14 protein-coding genes are annotated in these 17,996 nt (G+C 70.5%); 12 read left to right on the top strand and 2 right to left on the bottom strand.

Annotation, left to right across the window (positions count from 1 at the left end; genetic code table 11):
• Positions 1 to 149: 149 nt before the first annotated feature.
• Entirely contained in the window at positions 150 to 443 is a 294-nt protein-coding gene (locus ACIA47_RS27360; protein ID WP_396711278.1) for a DoxX family protein, read from the top strand.
• A gap of 53 nt (positions 444 to 496) precedes the next feature.
• Positions 497 to 886, top strand: a complete 390-nt coding sequence (locus tag ACIA47_RS27355; protein ID WP_396711277.1) for a hypothetical protein — start codon at positions 497 to 499, stop codon at positions 884 to 886.
• A 124-nt stretch (positions 887 to 1,010) separates the two neighbouring features.
• Here the strand turns inward: ACIA47_RS27355 and ACIA47_RS27350 are convergent, their stop codons facing one another.
• Positions 1,011 to 1,142: an LPXTG cell wall anchor domain-containing protein gene (locus tag ACIA47_RS27350; protein ID WP_203121774.1), complete on the bottom strand. Its 132-nt coding sequence runs from the start codon at positions 1,140 to 1,142 to the stop codon at positions 1,011 to 1,013.
• Positions 1,143 to 1,668: 526 nt separating this feature from the next.
• Between ACIA47_RS27350 and ACIA47_RS27345 the strand changes: the two genes are divergently transcribed.
• The gene (locus ACIA47_RS27345) at positions 1,669 to 2,559 is read left to right on the top strand and encodes a hypothetical protein (protein ID WP_396711276.1); all 891 of its coding nucleotides are present in this window, start codon (positions 1,669 to 1,671) and stop codon (positions 2,557 to 2,559) included.
• Positions 2,560 to 2,701: 142 nt separating this feature from the next.
• Here ACIA47_RS27345 and ACIA47_RS27340 read toward each other — a convergent pair whose 3' ends face one another.
• Entirely contained in the window at positions 2,702 to 5,410 is a 2,709-nt protein-coding gene (locus ACIA47_RS27340) for an MGH1-like glycoside hydrolase domain-containing protein (protein ID WP_396711275.1), read from the bottom strand.
• 42 nt (positions 5,411 to 5,452) lie between these two features.
• Here ACIA47_RS27340 and ACIA47_RS27335 point away from each other — a divergent pair, with 42 nt between their 5' ends.
• From ACIA47_RS27335 to ACIA47_RS27295, 9 genes are all read left to right on the top strand, one after another.
• The gene (locus ACIA47_RS27335; RefSeq protein ID WP_396711274.1) at positions 5,453 to 7,396 is read left to right on the top strand and encodes an amylo-alpha-1,6-glucosidase; all 1,944 of its coding nucleotides are present in this window, start codon (positions 5,453 to 5,455) and stop codon (positions 7,394 to 7,396) included.
• A 136-nt stretch (positions 7,397 to 7,532) separates the two neighbouring features.
• Positions 7,533 to 8,870 carry a glycosyltransferase family 4 protein gene (locus tag ACIA47_RS27330; RefSeq protein ID WP_396711273.1) on the top strand — a complete coding sequence of 446 codons (1,338 nt, stop codon included), beginning with the start codon at positions 7,533 to 7,535 and terminating at the stop codon, positions 8,868 to 8,870.
• A gap of 83 nt (positions 8,871 to 8,953) precedes the next feature.
• Positions 8,954 to 10,642 (top strand): serine/threonine-protein kinase, encoded by a 1,689-nt coding sequence (locus tag ACIA47_RS27325; RefSeq protein ID WP_396711272.1) that lies wholly within the window; start codon positions 8,954 to 8,956, stop codon positions 10,640 to 10,642.
• 120 nt (positions 10,643 to 10,762) lie between these two features.
• Positions 10,763 to 12,394, top strand: a complete 1,632-nt coding sequence (locus tag ACIA47_RS27320) for a protein kinase (RefSeq protein ID WP_396711271.1) — start codon at positions 10,763 to 10,765, stop codon at positions 12,392 to 12,394.
• A 102-nt stretch (positions 12,395 to 12,496) separates the two neighbouring features.
• Positions 12,497 to 13,306, top strand: coding sequence for a metal-dependent hydrolase (locus tag ACIA47_RS27315; protein WP_124858619.1), 810 nt, complete (start codon positions 12,497 to 12,499; stop codon positions 13,304 to 13,306).
• Positions 13,303 to 14,211: an amidohydrolase family protein gene (locus ACIA47_RS27310; RefSeq protein ID WP_396711270.1), complete on the top strand. Its 909-nt coding sequence runs from the start codon at positions 13,303 to 13,305 to the stop codon at positions 14,209 to 14,211. Before ACIA47_RS27315 ends, ACIA47_RS27310 begins: the two co-directional genes overlap by 4 nt.
• 311 nt (positions 14,212 to 14,522) lie before the next feature.
• Positions 14,523 to 15,572, top strand: coding sequence for a LacI family DNA-binding transcriptional regulator (locus ACIA47_RS27305; protein ID WP_396711311.1), 1,050 nt, complete (start codon positions 14,523 to 14,525; stop codon positions 15,570 to 15,572).
• An 83-nt stretch (positions 15,573 to 15,655) separates the two neighbouring features.
• Positions 15,656 to 16,960, top strand: a complete 1,305-nt coding sequence (locus tag ACIA47_RS27300; RefSeq protein WP_396711269.1) for an ABC transporter substrate-binding protein — start codon at positions 15,656 to 15,658, stop codon at positions 16,958 to 16,960.
• Between the two features lie 67 nt (positions 16,961 to 17,027).
• On the top strand, positions 17,028 to 17,996 hold the full coding sequence (locus tag ACIA47_RS27295) for a carbohydrate ABC transporter permease (protein ID WP_396711268.1): 969 nt from the start codon (positions 17,028 to 17,030) through the stop codon (positions 17,994 to 17,996).

Genomic DNA, 17,996 nt, shown 5'->3' with positions numbered 1-17,996 from the left:
AACAGTTCGTCGAGATCGAGCCTGGACCCGTAGGCGCGACGGACATATCCGGGAACACCCGGGGCTACCCCTGAAAGCAGATCCGGGGCGATCAGCGGCGCAGGGCCGTTTCGCTCCGCATCACCAAGACGTTCGTACCCAAGCAGAAGTTGTCCGCGGCCAACGGCGGCGGGTGGACCGGCGACGCCAGCGTGGGCTTCGTCAAGACCCTCGGCGTCCTCGAACTCCTGGCCGCGGTCGGCCTGATCCTGCCCGGCGTGCTGGACATCGCACCGGCGCTGGTGCCGGTGACCGCCGTCTGCTGGATCCTGCTGATGGTCGGCGCGATGATCACCCACCTGCGCTACGGCGAGGTGAAGTTCATCGTGCTGAACCTCGCCTACCTCGCGATGGCCGCGTTCGTGGCCTGGGGCCGCCTCGGACCCGAGCCCTTCACCGGCTGACCTGAGCCCACTCCCGCCCTGGCTGATCAACTGTGCCCGGCTATCCTCGCGCGATGACGTCACGGACCGCGCTGCGGAGACGCACCAAGCGCACCCTCGTGGCCGTGTCCGTCACGCTGGGCCTGCTGTCGTGCCTGTGGGTCCTGTCGTTCCTGTGGTTGCAGGTGTTCAAGACCGAGGGATCGTTGCCGCCGAAGTCGCGGATGCCGGAGGTGCCGTCCGGAGCGACGATCGCCGACGAGAGCATGGAGTGCGCCTCCGGTGGATGCTGGCGAACGATCACACTGGTGCCTGCGGCGGGGCAGTCTCCGGAGGATCTGGCACGCGAGATGGGTCTCTCCGAGGACCTGAGCCTGCCGCCGATCCTGTTCGACCCGGCGTCTGTCTACGTGGGGGCCGACCCCAGGGAGGGCCAGCTGATCGTCCACGTCGGCTATCAGTGAGCGCCAAGGCGCGACGACGGTTGCTGGCCGGCACCCGTCGTGTTCGTGGGAGTTTGAACGGGTGGTACCGCCACGTTGTTCGCCCCGGCCAGGGCCCGGGTTGGGCCCTGGCCGGGACTGCTGGTCAGCCGATGCGATCGGCACGCTGCCGGCGCCGGGTCAGCAGCACCAGGACGATGCCGAGGAGCGCCAGCAACGCGCCGACGCTCAGCGGCGCGGCAACGGTGTCACCCGTCACTGGCAGGATTCGCGGCACGTAGCGGAAGGTGAGCTGGCTCGAGGCTCCCCGTCGGTGCTCACGACGACCGTGGTGTTCCCGGCCGCGCAGGCCGGTGCACGGAAGGTCAACGACTGCCCGTCCGGTGCCACGGTGACCAGGCCCGCCGCGATGGTCTGGCCGCAGATGGTGACCACGGTCCGACCTGGAACAGATCCCCACGCGCCCAACACGATTGTTCGATGCCCGTGCGCGGCGGCGACCGCCCAACATTCGGCGGGCACGCCGGGCCAGCACCGCCGGCACATCAGGAGCGTGCTCGGGGCTGGTTACGGAGGAAGATCGCACCCAGGCGCGGCGCCGCAGCTACCGGTGCACCGGTAGCGGGCACGCGTGGCGGCGAGACACCACGCTGGCTGCCGGGCGAAGGGCCGACCCCCAGCGCGAATCAACGGGGCCAAGCAGCAGGAGAGGCCCGGCTCGCCACCACGACAAGGGCGACATAGACAAGTCGACATCAACTGATACCCTCCTCTCGCCTTACCCCTGGAGGAGAGACACCAAATTGAAGAAACTATCGAACGTCGCGACCGTGCTCGCACTCTCAGTTGGAATCGCTATTGCCCCGGCGGCGTCTGCCTACGCCGCTACGGACAGGAGCGGGGCGGAACGGCTGAACATCCCGAACAGCAGCGCGTGCAAGGCCGGTCGCACGGTCATGCAAGGCATGGTGGCAGGGCCAGGCGGCCAGCTTTACATCATTTTCACAAAGGCGGCCGGCGCGGAGCCCGTCCTGTCCAGGTGGTTGCGCGACGGCTCCACCTGGGATAGCACAAGCTGGGTCTGCGCCGGGACACCAACCTCCATACCCACACTCGGCCACGGTAACGACCTCGCCTACAACGCGAACTATCTGGGCCAGGGCCCGGCCCTGATTGCCACCCAGGGAAGCCAATCCGCGTTTCTGAGCGATAAGGTGACGATCGTACGCCTGAACGCCGACGGGTCTATTGGCACAGCCGGGGAAGTGCGTCTACCGATAGGCAACATCAGCGGCCTCTGCTACAGCGCGACTGCTGCCGGCGGAGCCGGTAAATATGCTGCCCGACGGCTGGGTAGCCTGTGGACCCATCCCGGCGCCGGCGCGCTTACGAGCGGATGGACGCTGGTGAAGAGCAATCTGACGAGTCACGATAATCGTTCCGACCAAGGCATTGACTGCTCAGAGAATTATGTCTGGAACACCAGATCAATCAACACCTCAACGCCCGCTACCGGGTGGAACTGGGTGTACCAGTACAACTGGTCTGGAGGCGATGTGGAGAGTGACATCGGAATCCCGGGGAACAACTTGGTCGATGAGATCGAAGATGTCACCCATGTGGGGAGCGAATTCTTCGTCGGCATCAACCGAAACGACGGACTAGCCGACACCGTGAAGGTGCTCACCGAGTAGTTCGAGCGGCTGCAATGCTGTGCTCGATCCAGGATCGAGTGGCCTCCCGACGCTGCGCACTTTCCCTGATGTTGCTGCCTCCAACGGCCCCGAGACAGCAACATCAGGGAAGTAGCTGGGCGAACGTGGGCGAGGGCGGGGGTCAGCGGCGGAGGGTCAGGATCAGGTCGGCTACCAGGGCCGTCCAGCCGGTCTGGTGCCAGGCGCCCAGGCCGGCCCCGTTGTCGCCGTGGAAGTACTCGGGGAAGGCGATCAGGTCGCGCCAGTCCGGGTGGGTCTGGAACATCTGAGCGGCACCGTAGATCGGCCGTCGACCCCAGTCGTCCTGGGTGAAGAGCGAGATCAGCCGGGCGGAGAGGTCGTCGGCGATCTCGTCCAGGGTGTGCTTCACCCCGGAGCGGGTCGGGTACTCCACCTGGAGGTCGTCGCCGAAGAACGCCGCGTAGTCGCGCAGCGCGCTGATCAGCAGGAAGTTCGTCGGCATCCAGATCGGACCGCGCCAGTTCGAGTTGCCCCCGAACAGTCCGCTGGTCGACTCGGCCGGCTCGTAGCCGACGGAGAACTCCTGCCCGCCGAGGGTGACCGAGAACGGCATGTCCAGGTGCGCGCGGGACAGCGTACGGAGGCCGAAGTCGGAGAGGAACTCGTCGGGGTCGAGCATCCGGGCGAGCAGGCGGACCACCTGCTCCGGGCCGACCATGGACAGCAGCCGCTGCTGCCGGCCGTCGGGGCCCAGTCGGCGGGTGCCGATCACCTGGGCGTACTCCGGGCGGTTGGTGAGGAACCAGCGCAGCCGCGCGCCCAGTTCCGGTAGGTGGTGCAGGGTCCGGGCGGTGAGCCGGGTGGTGGCGGCCAACGGCAGCAGCCCGACGACGGAGCGGACCTTCAGCGGCACCTTCGTGCCGTCGGCGAGGCGCAGCACGTCGTAGAAGAAGGCGTCCTCGTCGTCCCACAACCCCTGCTCGTACGCGGCGGCGGCGATGTAGGCGAAGTGCTCGAAGAACTTGGTGGCGGTGTCCACCCAGGTCCGGTCGTGTTCGGCGAGCACGATCGCCATGTCCAGCAGGTTGAGCGCGTACATGCCCATCCAGCCGGTGCCGTCGGACTGCTCCAGCACCCCGGCGACCGGCAGCGCCGCCGAACGGTCGAACGGCCCGACGTTGTCCAGCCCGAGGAAGCCGCCCTCGAAGACGTTGTTGCCGCCGGTGTCCTTGCGGTTGACCCACCAGGTGAAGTTGAGCAGCAGCTTGTGCATCACCCGGGCCAGGAACTCGTAGTCCCGGCCGCCGTCGATCTCGAACACCTTCAGCGCCGCCCACGCGTGCACCGGCGGGTTCACGTCACCGAACGCCCACTCGTACGCCGGGATCTGCCCGTTGGGGTGCAGGTACCACTCGCGGAGCAGGAGCAGGATCTGCTCCTTGGCGAAGCCCGGGTCGACCCGGGCGATGCTCACGCAGTGGAAGGCCAGGTCCCAGGCCGCGTACCAGGGGTATTCCCACGGGTCGGGCATGGAGATGACGTCGAAGCTGGTCATGTGCCACCAGGCGCTGTTGCGCCCGTGCCGACGCCCGGCCGGCGGCGGTGTCGAGCCCGGGTCGCCTTCGAGCCAACGTTTGACGTCGAAGTGGTAGAACTGCTTGCCCCACATCAGCCCGGCGATGGCCTGCCGGGCGACCAGCGCCTCGTCGGGTGTGGCGGCCGGCGGGATCACTCCGGCGAAGAACCGGTTCGCCTCGGCCCGCCGCGCCCACACCACGGCCTCGAAGCCGTCGCTGAGGTCGGCCGGGGGCGGCGGCGCGGCGGCCGGCGGCGACGCGGTACGGGTCAGCCGCAGCCGGATCTGGCGCTGCCCGCCGGCCGGCACGTCGAGCACGTAGTGCAGCGCGCCCTTGGTGCCCTCCCGGGCCGGGTTGACGGTGGCCGCGCCGTTGACGACGTGGTCGTTGATGCCGTCCTTCGGGTACGGGGAGCGGCCGGGCAGACCCCAGAGCCGTTCGGCGTTGGTGTCGTTGTCGCAGAGCAGCGGCACCGGGCCGCCGTCGCCTTCCAGCAGCAGTTGGCCGAGCACCCGGTGTTCGCCGACGAGCCGGGTGCCCTGGCCGGTCAGCCGGGGGATCCGGTCGCCGCCGGGCAGGCCCCACGACCAGGTGTTACGGAACCACAGGGTGGGCAGGACGTGCAGGGTGGCCGCCTGGTCGCCCCGGTTGGCGACGGTCACCACCATGCAGAGGTCGGTCGGGGACGCCTTGGCGTAGTCGACGGTCACCGCCCAGTACCGGTCGTCGTCGAAGATCCCGGTGTCCACCAGCTCGTACTCGGTGTCGTCGCGGCCACGCAACGCGTTCACCGCGACGAGTTCGTCGTACGGGAAGGCGGCCTGCGGGTAGTGGTAGCGCCAGCGCATCCAGGAGTGGGTGGGTGTGGAGTCCTCGTACCACCAGTACTCCTTGACGTCCTCACCGTGGTTGCCGCCGTCGCCGCCGAGGCCGAACATCCGCTCCTTGAGGATCGGGTCCTTGCCGTTCCAGAGGGCCAGGGCGAAGGCGAAGGTCTGTCGTTCGTCGCAGACGCCGGCCATCCCGTCTTCATTCCACCGGTAGGCTCTGGACCGCGCGTGGTCATGCGGGAAGTAGTCCCAGGCCGTACCGTGCTCGCTGTAGTCCTCCCGTACCGTCCCCCACGCCCGTTCGGACAGATAGGGACCCCATGCACGCCAGTCCTGCTCCCCCGAGTCGGCCTGGGCGAGCCGGAGCCGCTCAGCGTCGGGTGGCGAGGCGTCGGAGGACGATCGGTCAATGATCACGTGCACATCTTTGACGTCGCCGCGGTACTTGACCACAGCGGCCATTCTCGTCGTGGCGTGTTACACCCCGCCGCCGGTGGAGGAAAGTTGATCGACATTCACTTCGGCCCGCAGATCTGTGGCGATCTGACCAGCGCGGCCAGCCGGGAGTGGCTGGTCCCCGACGGCCTCGGCGGCTATGCGATGGGCACGGTCGCCGGGCTGCGGACACGTCGCTACCACGGTCTGTTGGTGGTTCCCGGCGAAACGCCGGCCTCCCGTCAGGTGGGACTGGTAAGCCTTGATCCGGCGGTCACACTGCCGTCCGGGGCGCGGGTGCGCCTCGGCGCGCACGAGTGGGCCTCCGGCGACGTGGACCCGCGCGGCTTCGAGCTGTTGGAGCGCTTCGACCTGATCGACGGGCTACCCCGCTGGCGTTGGCGGATCGGCGCGGTGGTGATCGAACGGGAGCTGGCCATGCTGCCCGGCCGCTCCTGCGTCGCTGTGGTGCACCGGCTGGTCGCGGGTGGTCCGGTCCGGCTGGAGCTGTCGGCCGCCTGCACCTGGCGGGACGCGCACGGCGAACGGCGGGCCGACGGCCCGGTCCCGCAGGTCGAGGCGGTGGCCGACGGCGCGGTGGTCGAGGGCGCGTACCGGCTCGCCGGCCCGGGCTGGGCGCCCGAGGGGCAGTGGTGGCTGGGCGTGCACCACCGCGAGGAGGCCAACCGGGGGCTGCACCCGGACGAGGACCTCTGGTACGCGGGCCGCTTCTCCGGTGAGTTGGAACGCCCCGGCGACACGGTGTCCGTGCGGGCCTGGACCGCTCCGCTCGACCTGGAGCCAATGTCGGCGGAGGACATCGTGGCGACGGCGCGACGGCGCAACCGGCACGTGGTGGCGACGGCGAAGCCGGCCGACGACGTGGACGCCACCCTGGCGCTGGCCGCCGACGCGTTCGTGGTGCGCACCAACGACGCGGCGGTGGACGTGGTGGCCGGGTACCCGTGGTTCGGCGCCTGGTCGCGGGACACGATGATCTCGTACGAGGGGTTGTTCCTCTGCACCGGTCGGGCCGACCTGGGGAGGTCGCTGCTGCGGGCGTACGCGGCGACGCTGTCGGAGGGGATGCTCGCCAACACGGCCGACACCGGTCGGGTGGAGTACAACACCGTCGACGGCACGCTGTGGTTCCTGCACGCGGTGAGCCGGCACGTCACAGTCACCGGCGACACCGACCTCGGCGACGAACTGCTGCCCGCGTTGCGCGCGGTGATCGACGCCCACACCGCCGGCACCCGGTACGGGATCCGGGTCGACCCGGCCGACGGGCTGCTCACCCAGGGCGCCGCCGGCACCGCGTTGACCTGGATGGACGCCCGGGTGTACGGGGTGCCGGTCACCCCGCGCACCGGCAAGCCGGTCGAGGTCAACGCGTTGTGGATCAACGGGCTGGCCGGGCTCGCGGAGTTGACCGAGCTGGCCGGGCAGGACGCGGACGAGCTGTGGCGACGCCACCGGCAGGCCACCGCGTCCTTCCGGGAGCGCTTCCCGGCCCCGACCGGCTGGCTGCACGACGTGCTGGACGCGCCCGCGCCGGCGTACCCGTTGGGCGGCGCCGCCCTGCACGACGACGACGCGTTGCGCCCCAACCAGTTGCTGGCCTGGTCGCTGCCGTATGCGCCGATGGAGCCGGACGAGGCGACGCTGCGGCGGGTCGGGAGCGGGCTGCTCACCCCGCTCGGGCCACGCAGTCTGGCCCCGGATTCCGGGGAGTTCGTGGGCCGGCACCAGGGCGGCCCGGCCGACCGGGACGGGGGCTACCACCAGGGCACGGTCTGGCCGTGGTTGCTCGGCCCGTACGTGGACGCCGCACGCCGGGGGAAGATGTCCGTCGATGACGTATTCGTCGGCATTGAGGCCCATTTGATGGAATATGGGTTAGGCTCGGTGAGCGAGACGGCCGATGGCCTCGCGCCGCACACCGCTACCGGGTGCCCGTTCCAGGCATGGTCGGTGGCCGAGCTGCTGCGGGTGCGGCGAAAGAGCCAGTAGCGCTTTACACGACCGCAACGGTGGTGTCGCCGCTGGTTATCGCGATCCCGGCAGGATTGGCCTCGATCCAGACGCGACGGCGACATCGATTCGGTGTCGGTCGGCGCGCGCCCGGAGACAACTCAAAGGGGGCCGCATGTCACTCGATGCCCACGTGATCGACATCAACCCCGCCCGACAGCTGCGGGTGCTGATGCTCTCCTGGGAGTACCCGCCGGTGCTCGTCGGCGGTCTCGGTCGACACGTGCACGCCCTCTCCGTCGCCCTCGCCGCCGCCGGCCACGAGGTCACCGTCGTCACCCGGCACAGCGACGGCGCGCCCCTGGAGGAATACGCCGAGGGCGTGCGCATCCTGCGCGCCCCCGAGGACCCCGTCACCTTCCCGCTCGCCACCAACTCGCTGCTGGCCTGGACCATGGCCTTCAACCACACCCTCACCCGCACCGCCCTGCGCGCCACCCAGGCCGGCTCGTACGACGTCATCCACGCCCACGACTGGCTCGTCGCCCACACGGCCGTCACCCTCGCCGAGCACCTGGACCTCCCCCTGGTCACCACCATGCACGCCACCGAAGCCGGCCGACACCAAGGCTGGCTGCCGGAGGAGATGAACCGCACCATCCACGGCGTCGAGCACTGGCTCAGCAGCTCATCCATTCGGGTGATCACCTGCTCCGGGTACATGCGCGACCAGGTGACCGCGCTGTTCGACGTACCGGCCGCCCAGGTCGACGTGGTGCCCAACGGGGTCGACGACCGGGCCTGGCGGGCCCGCCCCCGAGCGGTCGCGTCGGCCCGTGCACGGTTCGCCGGAGACGGCCCGTTGGTCGGGTACGCCGGGCGGCTGGTCTACGAGAAGGGCGTCCAGCACCTGGTGCACGCCGTACCCCGGCTCCGCGAACGACACCCGGGGCTGCGCGTGGTGATCGCTGGCGACGGCCCGTACCGCACCGAGTTGGAGGCGGAGGCCCGACGGCTGGCCCTCAGCTCGACCGTCCGGTTCACCGGGTTCCTCGACTCCACCCAACTACCGGCGATGCTCGGCGCCACCGACGCGACGGTGGTGCCCAGCCTCTACGAGCCGTTCGGCATGGTGGCGCTGGAGGCGGCGGCCGCCGGAGCGCCCCTCGCCGTGGCCCGTACCGGCGGCCTCGCCGAGATCGTCGAACCCGGCGTGACCGGGGTGACGTTCCCGCACAGCGACCCGGACGCGCTCGCCGGCGCGGTCGGCCAACTGCTCGGCGACGAGGTCTTCGCCCGGCGGTTGGCCCGGCGGGCCCGCACGATGGTCGGTGAACGGTACGGCTGGGCCACCATCGCGGCCCGCACCGCCGCCAGCTACGCCACCGCTCGTCGCGAACACGGCCCCGTGCAGGCCCGACGCGCCGCCGCCCGACTGAGCGGCGGGCGGAGCCGGATCGCCATCCCGGAGGGGAACCTGCTCGCCGCCGCCGCCGACCACGCCGCCTGCTGAGCCGAGTCGGACGACCGATAGGTGACTTCCGATCCGCTGGTTAGGGTGTAGCCCGGACAGCGGCTGAGGAGGAGCGTGCACAGGTGCTGATCGCCGGTCGGTACCGGCTGCTCGACCTGGTCGGTCGCGGGGGGATGGGTCGGGTGTGGCGCGCCCGCGACGAGATGCTGCACCGCGAGGTGGCGGTCAAGGAAATCGTTCCACCAAGTTGGTTGGCCGATGCTGAACGGGCCGAGGTGCGCTCACGCACCATGCGGGAGGCGCGCGCCGCGGCCCGACTCAACCACCCCGCCGTGGTCCGGCTCTACGACGTCGTCGCGGTCGACGGCAGCCCGTGGATCGTCATGGAGTACGTCCCGTCCCGCACCCTCCAGGACGTCGTCGACGCCGAAGGGCCGCTGGAGCCGGCCCGCGCGGCCCGGATCGGGCTGGCCGTGCTCGACGCGTTGCAGGCCGCGCACACCGCCGGGGTGCTGCATCGCGACATCAAACCGCAGAACGTGCTCGTGGCGCACGACGGGCGGGTGATGCTCACCGACTTCGGGCTGGCCACCTTCGACGGTGGCGACGGCGCGATGACCCGCCCCGGCATGGTCTTCGGCTCCCCGCAGTACGTGGCCCCGGAGCGGGCCGCCGAGGGGGTGTCCACGGTGACCGCCGATCTGTGGTCGCTCGGGGCGACCCTGCACGCCGCCGTGGAGGGTCGGTCCCCGTACGCCCGCAGCACCGCCATGGCCACCCTGAGCGCGCTGGCCGCCGGCCCGCCGGACCCTGCCCCGCACGCCGGGGCGCTCGCGCCGGTACTCGACGGGTTGCTGCGCCGCGACCCGCGCGAGCGCCTCGACCACGAGACGGCCCGCCGGTTGCTCAGGACGGCCGCGACCGGCCGCGCCGACCCGCCGTCGGCGACCGACCGGCCCTCGGCCGACGGGCCGGTGCCAGGACTGGTTGGCCAGCCCGCCACGGCGGACGACCCCGACGACCAGGACCCCACCGTTCCGCTGCCCGACCCGGCCACCCCGGCCGCAGCCGGTGGCGACTCCCCCGCGCCGGCCCCGGATCCGGCGGCCGCCGGGCGTACGGCGCGGCGCGTCGCGGTGGTCGCCGTGGCGCTGCTGGTCGCCGTCGTGGCCGGCGTCGCCACCGCGCTGACCGTCGCCGACGACAAGCCCCGCGATGCCACCGGCTGGTCCTCCCCGCCGCCGAACCGTCCGCCCAACGGCGGGCCGTTCGGCCCCGGCCCGCCGCCGAAGAGGCAGAACGTCCCCCCGCCCCCGTTCGCCTGTGTCCGCCCGGACGTCGTCGGAACGCCTGTGCAGGCCGGCACGCCGACCTCTGGCGAAGAACTCCGGCCGCCGCCCGGCTGGGTCTGGCACGCCGACACCGCCGGCTTCCGGGTCGCCGTACCGGCGACGTGGCTGACCTCCCGCGACGGCACGGTGGCGTGCTTCCAGGACCCGGCGACCGGCCGGGCCTTCAGCGTCGCCGAGGGCGGCGCCGCCGATCCCCTGGAGCTTCTACGGACCGCCCGCGAGACGGCGGCCGGGGCGGGCGCCCTGCCGGGGTACGACGAGATCCGGCTCGCCGCGGGCGACGGCGGAGCCGCGTGGGAGCTCCGCTGGCAGACGCCGCACGCCACGTGGCTGCACGCCCGGCAAGAGGTCCTCGGCGCCGACCGCTGGACGTTGGGTTGGATCACCCGGGACGAGGACTGGGTCGGGGCCGCAGCCGACTGGGAACTGGTGCGAAAGAGTTTCCGACCACCCCGCTGACCTGCACCGTATGGCCATGATCCAGACCACCGTCCGTCGTGGATCGAGGCCGCTCAGTGGATGAGAAAGCCGGCATTGGTGGCTATCGTGGATCCCGGGGGTGACCGAGGGGGAGCGACCGTGCATCAGTTGCTGATCGCGGGTCGGTACCGGCTGCTCGACCTGGTCGGCACCGGCGGAATGGGCCGGGTGTGGCTTGCTCGCGACGAGATGTTGCATCGCGACGTGGCGGTTAAGGAGGTCGTGCCGCCGTCCTGGCTGGCCGAGACCGAGCGCGCGGAGTTGCGGCTCCGGACCCTGCGTGAGGCGCGCACCGCCGCCCGGCTCAACCATCCCAACGTGGTCCGCCTCTACGACGTGGTTTACGACCGGGAGAGCCCCTGGATCGTGATGGAGTACGTGCCGTCGCGATCGGTGCAGCAGATCATCAGCGCCGAGGGGCCGCTGAGCCCGCAGCGCACCGCCCGGATCGGGCTGGCGGTGCTCGCCGCGTTGCGGGCCGCGCACACCGCCGGGGTGCTGCACCGCGACGTGAAGCCGCACAACGTGCTGGTGGCCGACGACGGGCGGGTGGTGCTCACCGACTTCGGGCTGGCCACCTTCGACGGCGGTGACGGTGTGATGACCGGGCCCGGCACGGTGCTCGGCTCACCGCAGTTCGTCGCCCCCGAGCGGGCCCGCGAAGGGGTGTCCGACGCGCGTACCGACCTGTGGTCGCTGGGCGCGACGCTCTACGCGACGGTCGAGGGGCAGTCACCGTACGCGAGGTCAAGCGCGATGGCGACGCTCAGCGCGCTGGCCACCGAACCACCGGATCCGATGCGTCGGGCCGGTCCGTTGCGTCCCGTCATCACCGGCCTGTTGCAGCGCGACCCCTGGCGACGGTTGACCGCCATCGAGGCGGAGCCGCTGCTGCGCAGCGCCGCCGCGAGCCAGGACGAGTCCGCCGGGCCGGTCCGGTCCTCGGCGGTCGCGGCGCTCCTCAGCGCCGGCCGGGCCATCGCACCCCACCCGGTCGAACCGGTGGCCCCGTCGGGCGAGCCGGCCACGCCGGCCCCGAGTCCCCGCCTGCGGCACCCAGCCGGCCGGCGACGGCGCCTGATCGCGCTGGGTGGCGCGGCCGCCGCTCTGCTCGTCGCGGGAGGCGTCACGCTGGCGCTGGTCAACCGGCACGATGAGCGGACCCCACCGTCCGGCTCGGGTGGTGGCGCACCGACCTCCCGGCCGGCGGCGTTCGCCTGCGCGTCGTCCCCGCCACCGGCGGCGACCCCGGTGGTGTCGGTGTCACCGCCGGCCGACGTGAAGTACGGGCTGCGCGAGGGCTGGACCTGGTACGACGACCCGACCGGGTTCCGGATCGCCGCGCCGGTGGGGTGGGCACGCTGGAGCGAGGGCTCGGTGACCTGTTTCCGGAGATCCGGCGGGTCCCGGGTGCTCAGCGTCGAGGCGGGGCCGGCCCGCGCGGACCCGGTGGCGTACTGGAAGGCCGAGGAGGCTCGGCTGACCGCGAGTGCGGCGCTGCCCGGCTATCGCAAGGTGGACATCTCCGCGATGGACATCTTCGAGGGTGGCGCGGTCTGGGAGTGCGGCTGGCAGAACGCCCTCGGCGTTCCGGTGCACAGCTTCCGGCTGCTCGCCAACACCTCGGCGGACCGTTCCTACACCGTCTCGTGGTTGACAGAAGAGTTCGACTGGCAGGTCAACGCGGCATACTTGCCGATGATCCGGCAGAGCTTCACCCCCACCCTCTGACATGGTCCGATGTGGACTGTCCGGGTGATGCCCCTGCGGCGCCGACGCTGACTACAGTGGCGTAGTTTTGGCGCTCAAGATCCCTGGGGAGGGTGAGCCGAGATGATGGGACCGCAACACGCGCTTTCCGGCGCGGCGGTGTGGCTGGCTGGCTCCTGGGCGTTGGAGCAGTTCGCCGACTACCACCAGTCGCCGCTCGCGTTGGCGGTGGGCACCGCGGTGTGCGCCGGTGGCGCGCTCTTTCCCGACCTCGACATGTCGGGCAAGGTGACCAAGAACCAGGGTGGGGCCACTGTGGCCCGTACCTTCGGGGTCTTCTCGCTCTTCGCCGCCGAGGTGATGGAGAAGATCTCCCTCGGGGTCTACTACGCCACGAAGCTCAGCAGGGATCCCCGCCGCAACAACGGGCACCGTACGCTGACCCACACGCTGCCGTTCACCGTGCTGGTCGGCTGGGGCACCACCGCGCTCTGCGCCGCGTACGGCAAGTGGGCGGTCATCACCATCCTGTTCTTCATGTTCGGCCTGGCGCTGCGCGGTCTGTTCGACGAGTGGGCCGAGCGGGCCGGGTGGGTGATCATCACTCTCGCGTCGGCCGGGGCGGCCTGGTTCACCTTCGCCAACCTGCCGGGCGGACGCGGCTATCCGCTGATCGGCACCGCGCTGGGCGTGGGCTGCTTCGTGCACATCCTCGGCGACATGATCACCAGAGCGGGCGTGCCCATTCTCTGGCCGATCCCGATCAAGCGGCGCATGTGGATGATGATCGGCCTGCCGAACAGCATCGCCCTGCGCGTCGGCAGCAAGGCCGAAGTGGTCGGGATGCGCATCGCACTGACCGTCGTCTCGGCGCTCGCCACCGTCGGCCTGATCGCGCCCTCGGTGCTGAGCCGTTTCGACATCGACATATGACCGATCCGACGCCGGCGATCCCGCCGGCCGAGGACGAACGCGTACCGGAGTTCTGCCGCGCCCTGGGGTTGCCCGGCCTCGCCGACGTGCACGTGCACTTCCTGCCGCCGCGCCTGCTGCGTCGGGTGTGGGCGTACTTCGACGCCGCCGGGCCGCTGGTCGGCACCGAATGGCCGATCCGCTACCGGTGGAGCGACGCCGACCGGGTCGCGCACCTGCGCCGGCTCGGGGTGCGGGCGTTCAGCGCCCTGGCGTACGCGCACCGGCCGGGCATGGCGGCGGAACTCAACCGCTGGACACTGGATTTCGCCCGCGACACCCCCGGGTGCCTGGCCTCGGCCACGTTCTACCCGGAGCCGGATGCCCCCGGGTACGTCGAGGCGGCCCTCGCCGAAGGCGCCCGAGTGTTCAAGCTGCACCTACAGGTCGGCGGCTTCGCGCCGACCGATCCGGCGCTGGACCCGGTGTGGGGGATGCTGTCCGACGCGGGTGTGCCGGTGGTGGTGCACGCCGGGCACGCCCCGGTGGGGACCGCCCACACCGGCCCGGACCCGTTCGCCGCCCTGCTCGCCCGCCACCCTCGGCTGACCGCCGTGGTGGCGCACCTGGGCGCCCCGGACTACCGGGCTTTCCTGGGCCTCGCCGAGACGTACGAGCGGGTCCGGCTCGACACCACCATGGCCTTCACGCCCTTTTTCGACCAGTTCGTCCCCTTTCCCGCCGACGAGTTGCCCCGGTTGCGCGAGTTGGGGCTGGCCGGCAAGGTGCTGCTGGGCAGCGACTTCCCGAACATCCCGTACCCGTACGCCGATCAGGTGAGCGGCCTGGCCCGCCTGGACCTGGGCGACGACTGGCTACGCGCGGTCTGCTGGAACAGCGCCGCCACCCTCTTCAACCTCCCCTGACCCCCACCCCCACCCCCCACCCCACCCCCGACCCCCACCCCCCGCCCCACCCCCCCCCGCCCCGCGATCTTGCACTTTCTGTCCCGACACAAGGTGCATATCCATCCATGTTGGCAACAGGAACTGCAAGATCGGCGCGGTCCGCTCGCTGCGCAGGCGCGCCGCGCACCCCACTGGATTCTTTTCGACATCGGCTATTGACGTCGCCGTAACAGGTGGCCTAGCGTCCTGTCGAACCGCTTCGTCGAAACGCTTCGACGAAGTTCGGGAGCGGTCCCACCCCAGGCCGGAGGAGGTGCGCGGTGGCCACCATGCACGACGTCGCCCGCCTCGCACAGGTCTCGGTCAGCACCGTCTCGTACGTGCTCACCGGCACCCGGCCGATCTCGCAGGCCACCCGCAACAAGGTGCTCGCCGCGATGGCACAGCTCGACTACCAGCCCAACGCGATGGCACGTGGGCTGGCCAGTCGTCGCAGCCGGATCCTCGGCCTGCTGATGCCGATGGACGAACGGGGCCTCGGCGCCACCGAGACCGCCTTCGTCACCGGTGCCGCCGCCGCGGCGAGCGTCGCCGGCTACCACCTGGTGCTCTCACCGGTGGGCGGGGGCGACCTCGACGACCTGCGTCGGCTGGCCAGTCAGCGGATGCTCGACGGGGTCGTGCTGATGGAGGTCCAGCTAGCCGACGAGCGGGTCACAGTGCTCCAGGAGGCGGGGGTGCCACTGGTGCTGATCGGCCGCACCGGCGATACCAGCACGCTCTCCTACGTCGACATCGACTTCGACCAGACCGTCCGGGAGGCCGTCGCGCACCTGGTCGGCCTCGGGCACCGGCGGATCGTCTACGTCAACCACTCGGCCGCCACGCTGGCCAGCGGTTACGGGCCCGCGCTGCGTACCCGTGACGCCTTCACCGCGGCGATGACGGGGCATGGCCTGGAGCCGGTGATGATCGCGGCCGAGGACAGCGCCGCCGGCGGGCGGGCCGCCCTGGCCGCCGCGTTCGCGCAGGCCCCGGAACTGACCGCGGTGTTGGCCATGAACGAGACGGCGATCTTCGGCATCCTCGGCGAGTTGACCGGCCGCGGGTTGTCCGTGCCCGACGACGTCTCCGTCGTCTCGATGGTCACCTCGCCGCAGGTCGCCGAGTTGGCCACCCCGGCGCTGACCGCGATGACGTCACCCGGTTCGGCGCTCGGCCGGATCGCGATCGAGGCGCTGACGCGCCACCTGGATGGCCCCGCTGACCTTCGTCACCAGCAACTGCTGCCGTGCGCGCTGGAGATCCGGGGCTCGACCGCCGCGCCACGGCGGCAGGCACTGGTTGTTTCTGGTCCACCGTCGGACGACGGCGGCTGACCAGCGAAAACGGCCCGCCATCGCGCTGCAACGCGACGACGGGCCCGTGAAGTACCGGCTAGTACTCAACGAGGAGGATAGTAATGCAGCGATTCCACCGGCTCGTCGCCGCGATCGCCCTGGCAGCGACCGCGACGACCACCGTGGCCGCCTGCGGCGGTGGTGACAACGGGGACAACAGCGACGCCAAGGTTCTGAAGCTCTGGCACTACGAGAGCGAGAACAGCGCCATGGGGATCGGCTGGAACCGGGCGATCGAGATCTTCAAGTCCGAGCACCCGGGCGTCGAGGTGCGCTTCGAGCGCAAGGCGTTCGAGCAGATTCAGCAGAACGCGGGCATGATCATCAACTCGTCCGAGGGCCCGGACATCATGGAGTACAACAAGGGCAACGCGACCGCCGGGCTGCTCTCCTCCCAGGGCCTGCTGGCCGACCTGAGCAGCGAGGCCGACAAGCGCGGCTGGGCCGGCAAGCTCAGCCCCAGCCTGCAGACCACCGCCCGGTACAGCGACAAGGGCGTGATGGGCTCCGGCAAGTGGTTCGGTGTGCCGAACTACGGCGAGTACGTCACTGTCTACTACAACAAGGACCTGTTCCAGAGCAACGGCGTCAAGGTCCCGACCACGATGGCCGAGATGACCGCCGCGATGGACACCTTCGTCGGCAAGGGCATCACCCCGCTGGGCATGGCCGGCGCCGAGTACCCGGCCGGGCAGCTCTTCTACCAGCTCGCCCTCTCCAAGGGCGACCGGCAGTTCGTCGACAACTACCAGCTCTACAAGAACCCTGTCGACTTCAAGGCCGACCCGCTCAAGTACGGCGCGGAGACCTTCGCCCAGTGGGTGCAGAAGGGCTACGTCGCAAAGAACTCGGCCAGCCTCAAGGCCGAGGACATGGGCACCGCCTTCATCGGCGGCAAGGTTCCGATGATCGTCTCGGGCAGCTGGTGGTACGGCCGGTTCAAGACCGAGATGAAGGCCAACTGGGACACCTTCCTCTTCCCCGGCAACACCCTGCAGGCCGGCTCCTCCGGCAACCTCTGGGTCGTCCCGGAGAACAGCAAGGCCAAGAGCCTGGCGTACGACTTCATCGACATCACCCTGCGGCCGGAGATCCAGGACCTGATCGGCAACAACGGTGGTGTTCCGGTGGCCGCTGACGCGTCGAAGATCAGCGACCCGAAGGACCGCAAGCTGATCGAGGACTTCAACACGGTCAGCAAGCAGGACGGGCTCGCCTTCTACCCGGACTGGCCGGTCCCCGGCTACTACGACGTGCTGGTCTCCGGCTTCCAGGGTCTGATCAACGGCTCGAAGTCGCCCGACCAGGTTCTCGACACGATCGCCAAGCCGTACGCCGATGGCGTCAAGGAGATCACCGGCAAGTGACACGGCGAGCGGCGGGCGCGACCGGCACGACCGGCGCGCCCGCCAGCCCCGCCGGGAAGGATCTTCCATGGCTGTCTCCGAGACGGTCGCCGCCACACCGCCGGCCGCGACCCCCATCCCGCCCGCGCCCAGCCGCAGACGCCGCGGCCGCAACGCGGCGTACTGGCTCTACCTGCTCCCCGGAGCGGTGCTCTTTCTCCTGGTCATCGGCGCGCCGCTGGTCGGCACCCTCTACCTGTCGCTGACCAAGTGGTCCGGCATCGGCGACCCCCGGTGGGTCGGCCTGGCCAACTACCAGCAACTGCTGCAGGACGACGTTTTCTGGGCGTCGTTCCGCAACACCGTCTGGATGCTCGTCGCGATGGTGGTGGTGCCCACAGTGCTCGGGCTGCTGCTCGCCGCAGTGCTCTTCGACGTCATCGGCCGCCGGTTCAAGCCCCGTACCGCCGCGGCGCTGCGGGCCGCGTTCTACCTCCCGCAGGTGCTGCCCGTCGTGGTGGCCGGCATCGTCTGGGGCTGGATCCTGCGCCCCGACGGTGCGTTCAACAGCCTCCTCGACGCGGTCGGTCTCGGCGCGCTACGCCACGACTGGCTCGGCGACCCGGGCACCGCCCTGCCGGCCGTGATGGCCGTGATGATCTGGGTGCAGATCGGTTACCCGGTGGTCGTCTTCATGGCGGCGTTGCAGCGGGTCGACCCCGAGCTGTACGAGGCGGCCGAGGTCGACGGCGCGAACTGGCTGCACCGGTTCCGCGCGATCACCCTTCCGCAGATCCGGCCGGAGACCTTCGTGGTGGCCCTCACCTGCACCATCGCCGCGTTGAAGGTGTTCGGGCCGATCTTCGCCCTGACCCGGGGCGGCCCGGACAACGCGACGAACGTGCCCTCGTACTTCGCCTACTACACGTTCTTCAAGAAGCTGCAGGTCGGCTACGGCTCCGCGATCTCCATGGTGTTGACACTGATCATCGTGGTGGTGGCCGGGATCTTCATCTGGATGCAGGCCCGCAGCGAACGCCGGGACCGGGGGTTCTGA

The organism is Micromonospora sp. NPDC051227 (genome assembly GCF_044455385.1).
GTDB lineage: Bacteria > Actinomycetota > Actinomycetes > Mycobacteriales > Micromonosporaceae > Micromonospora.
Note: the sequence above shows the minus strand (reverse complement) of the source record. Positions and strands in the feature narration are given on the sequence as shown.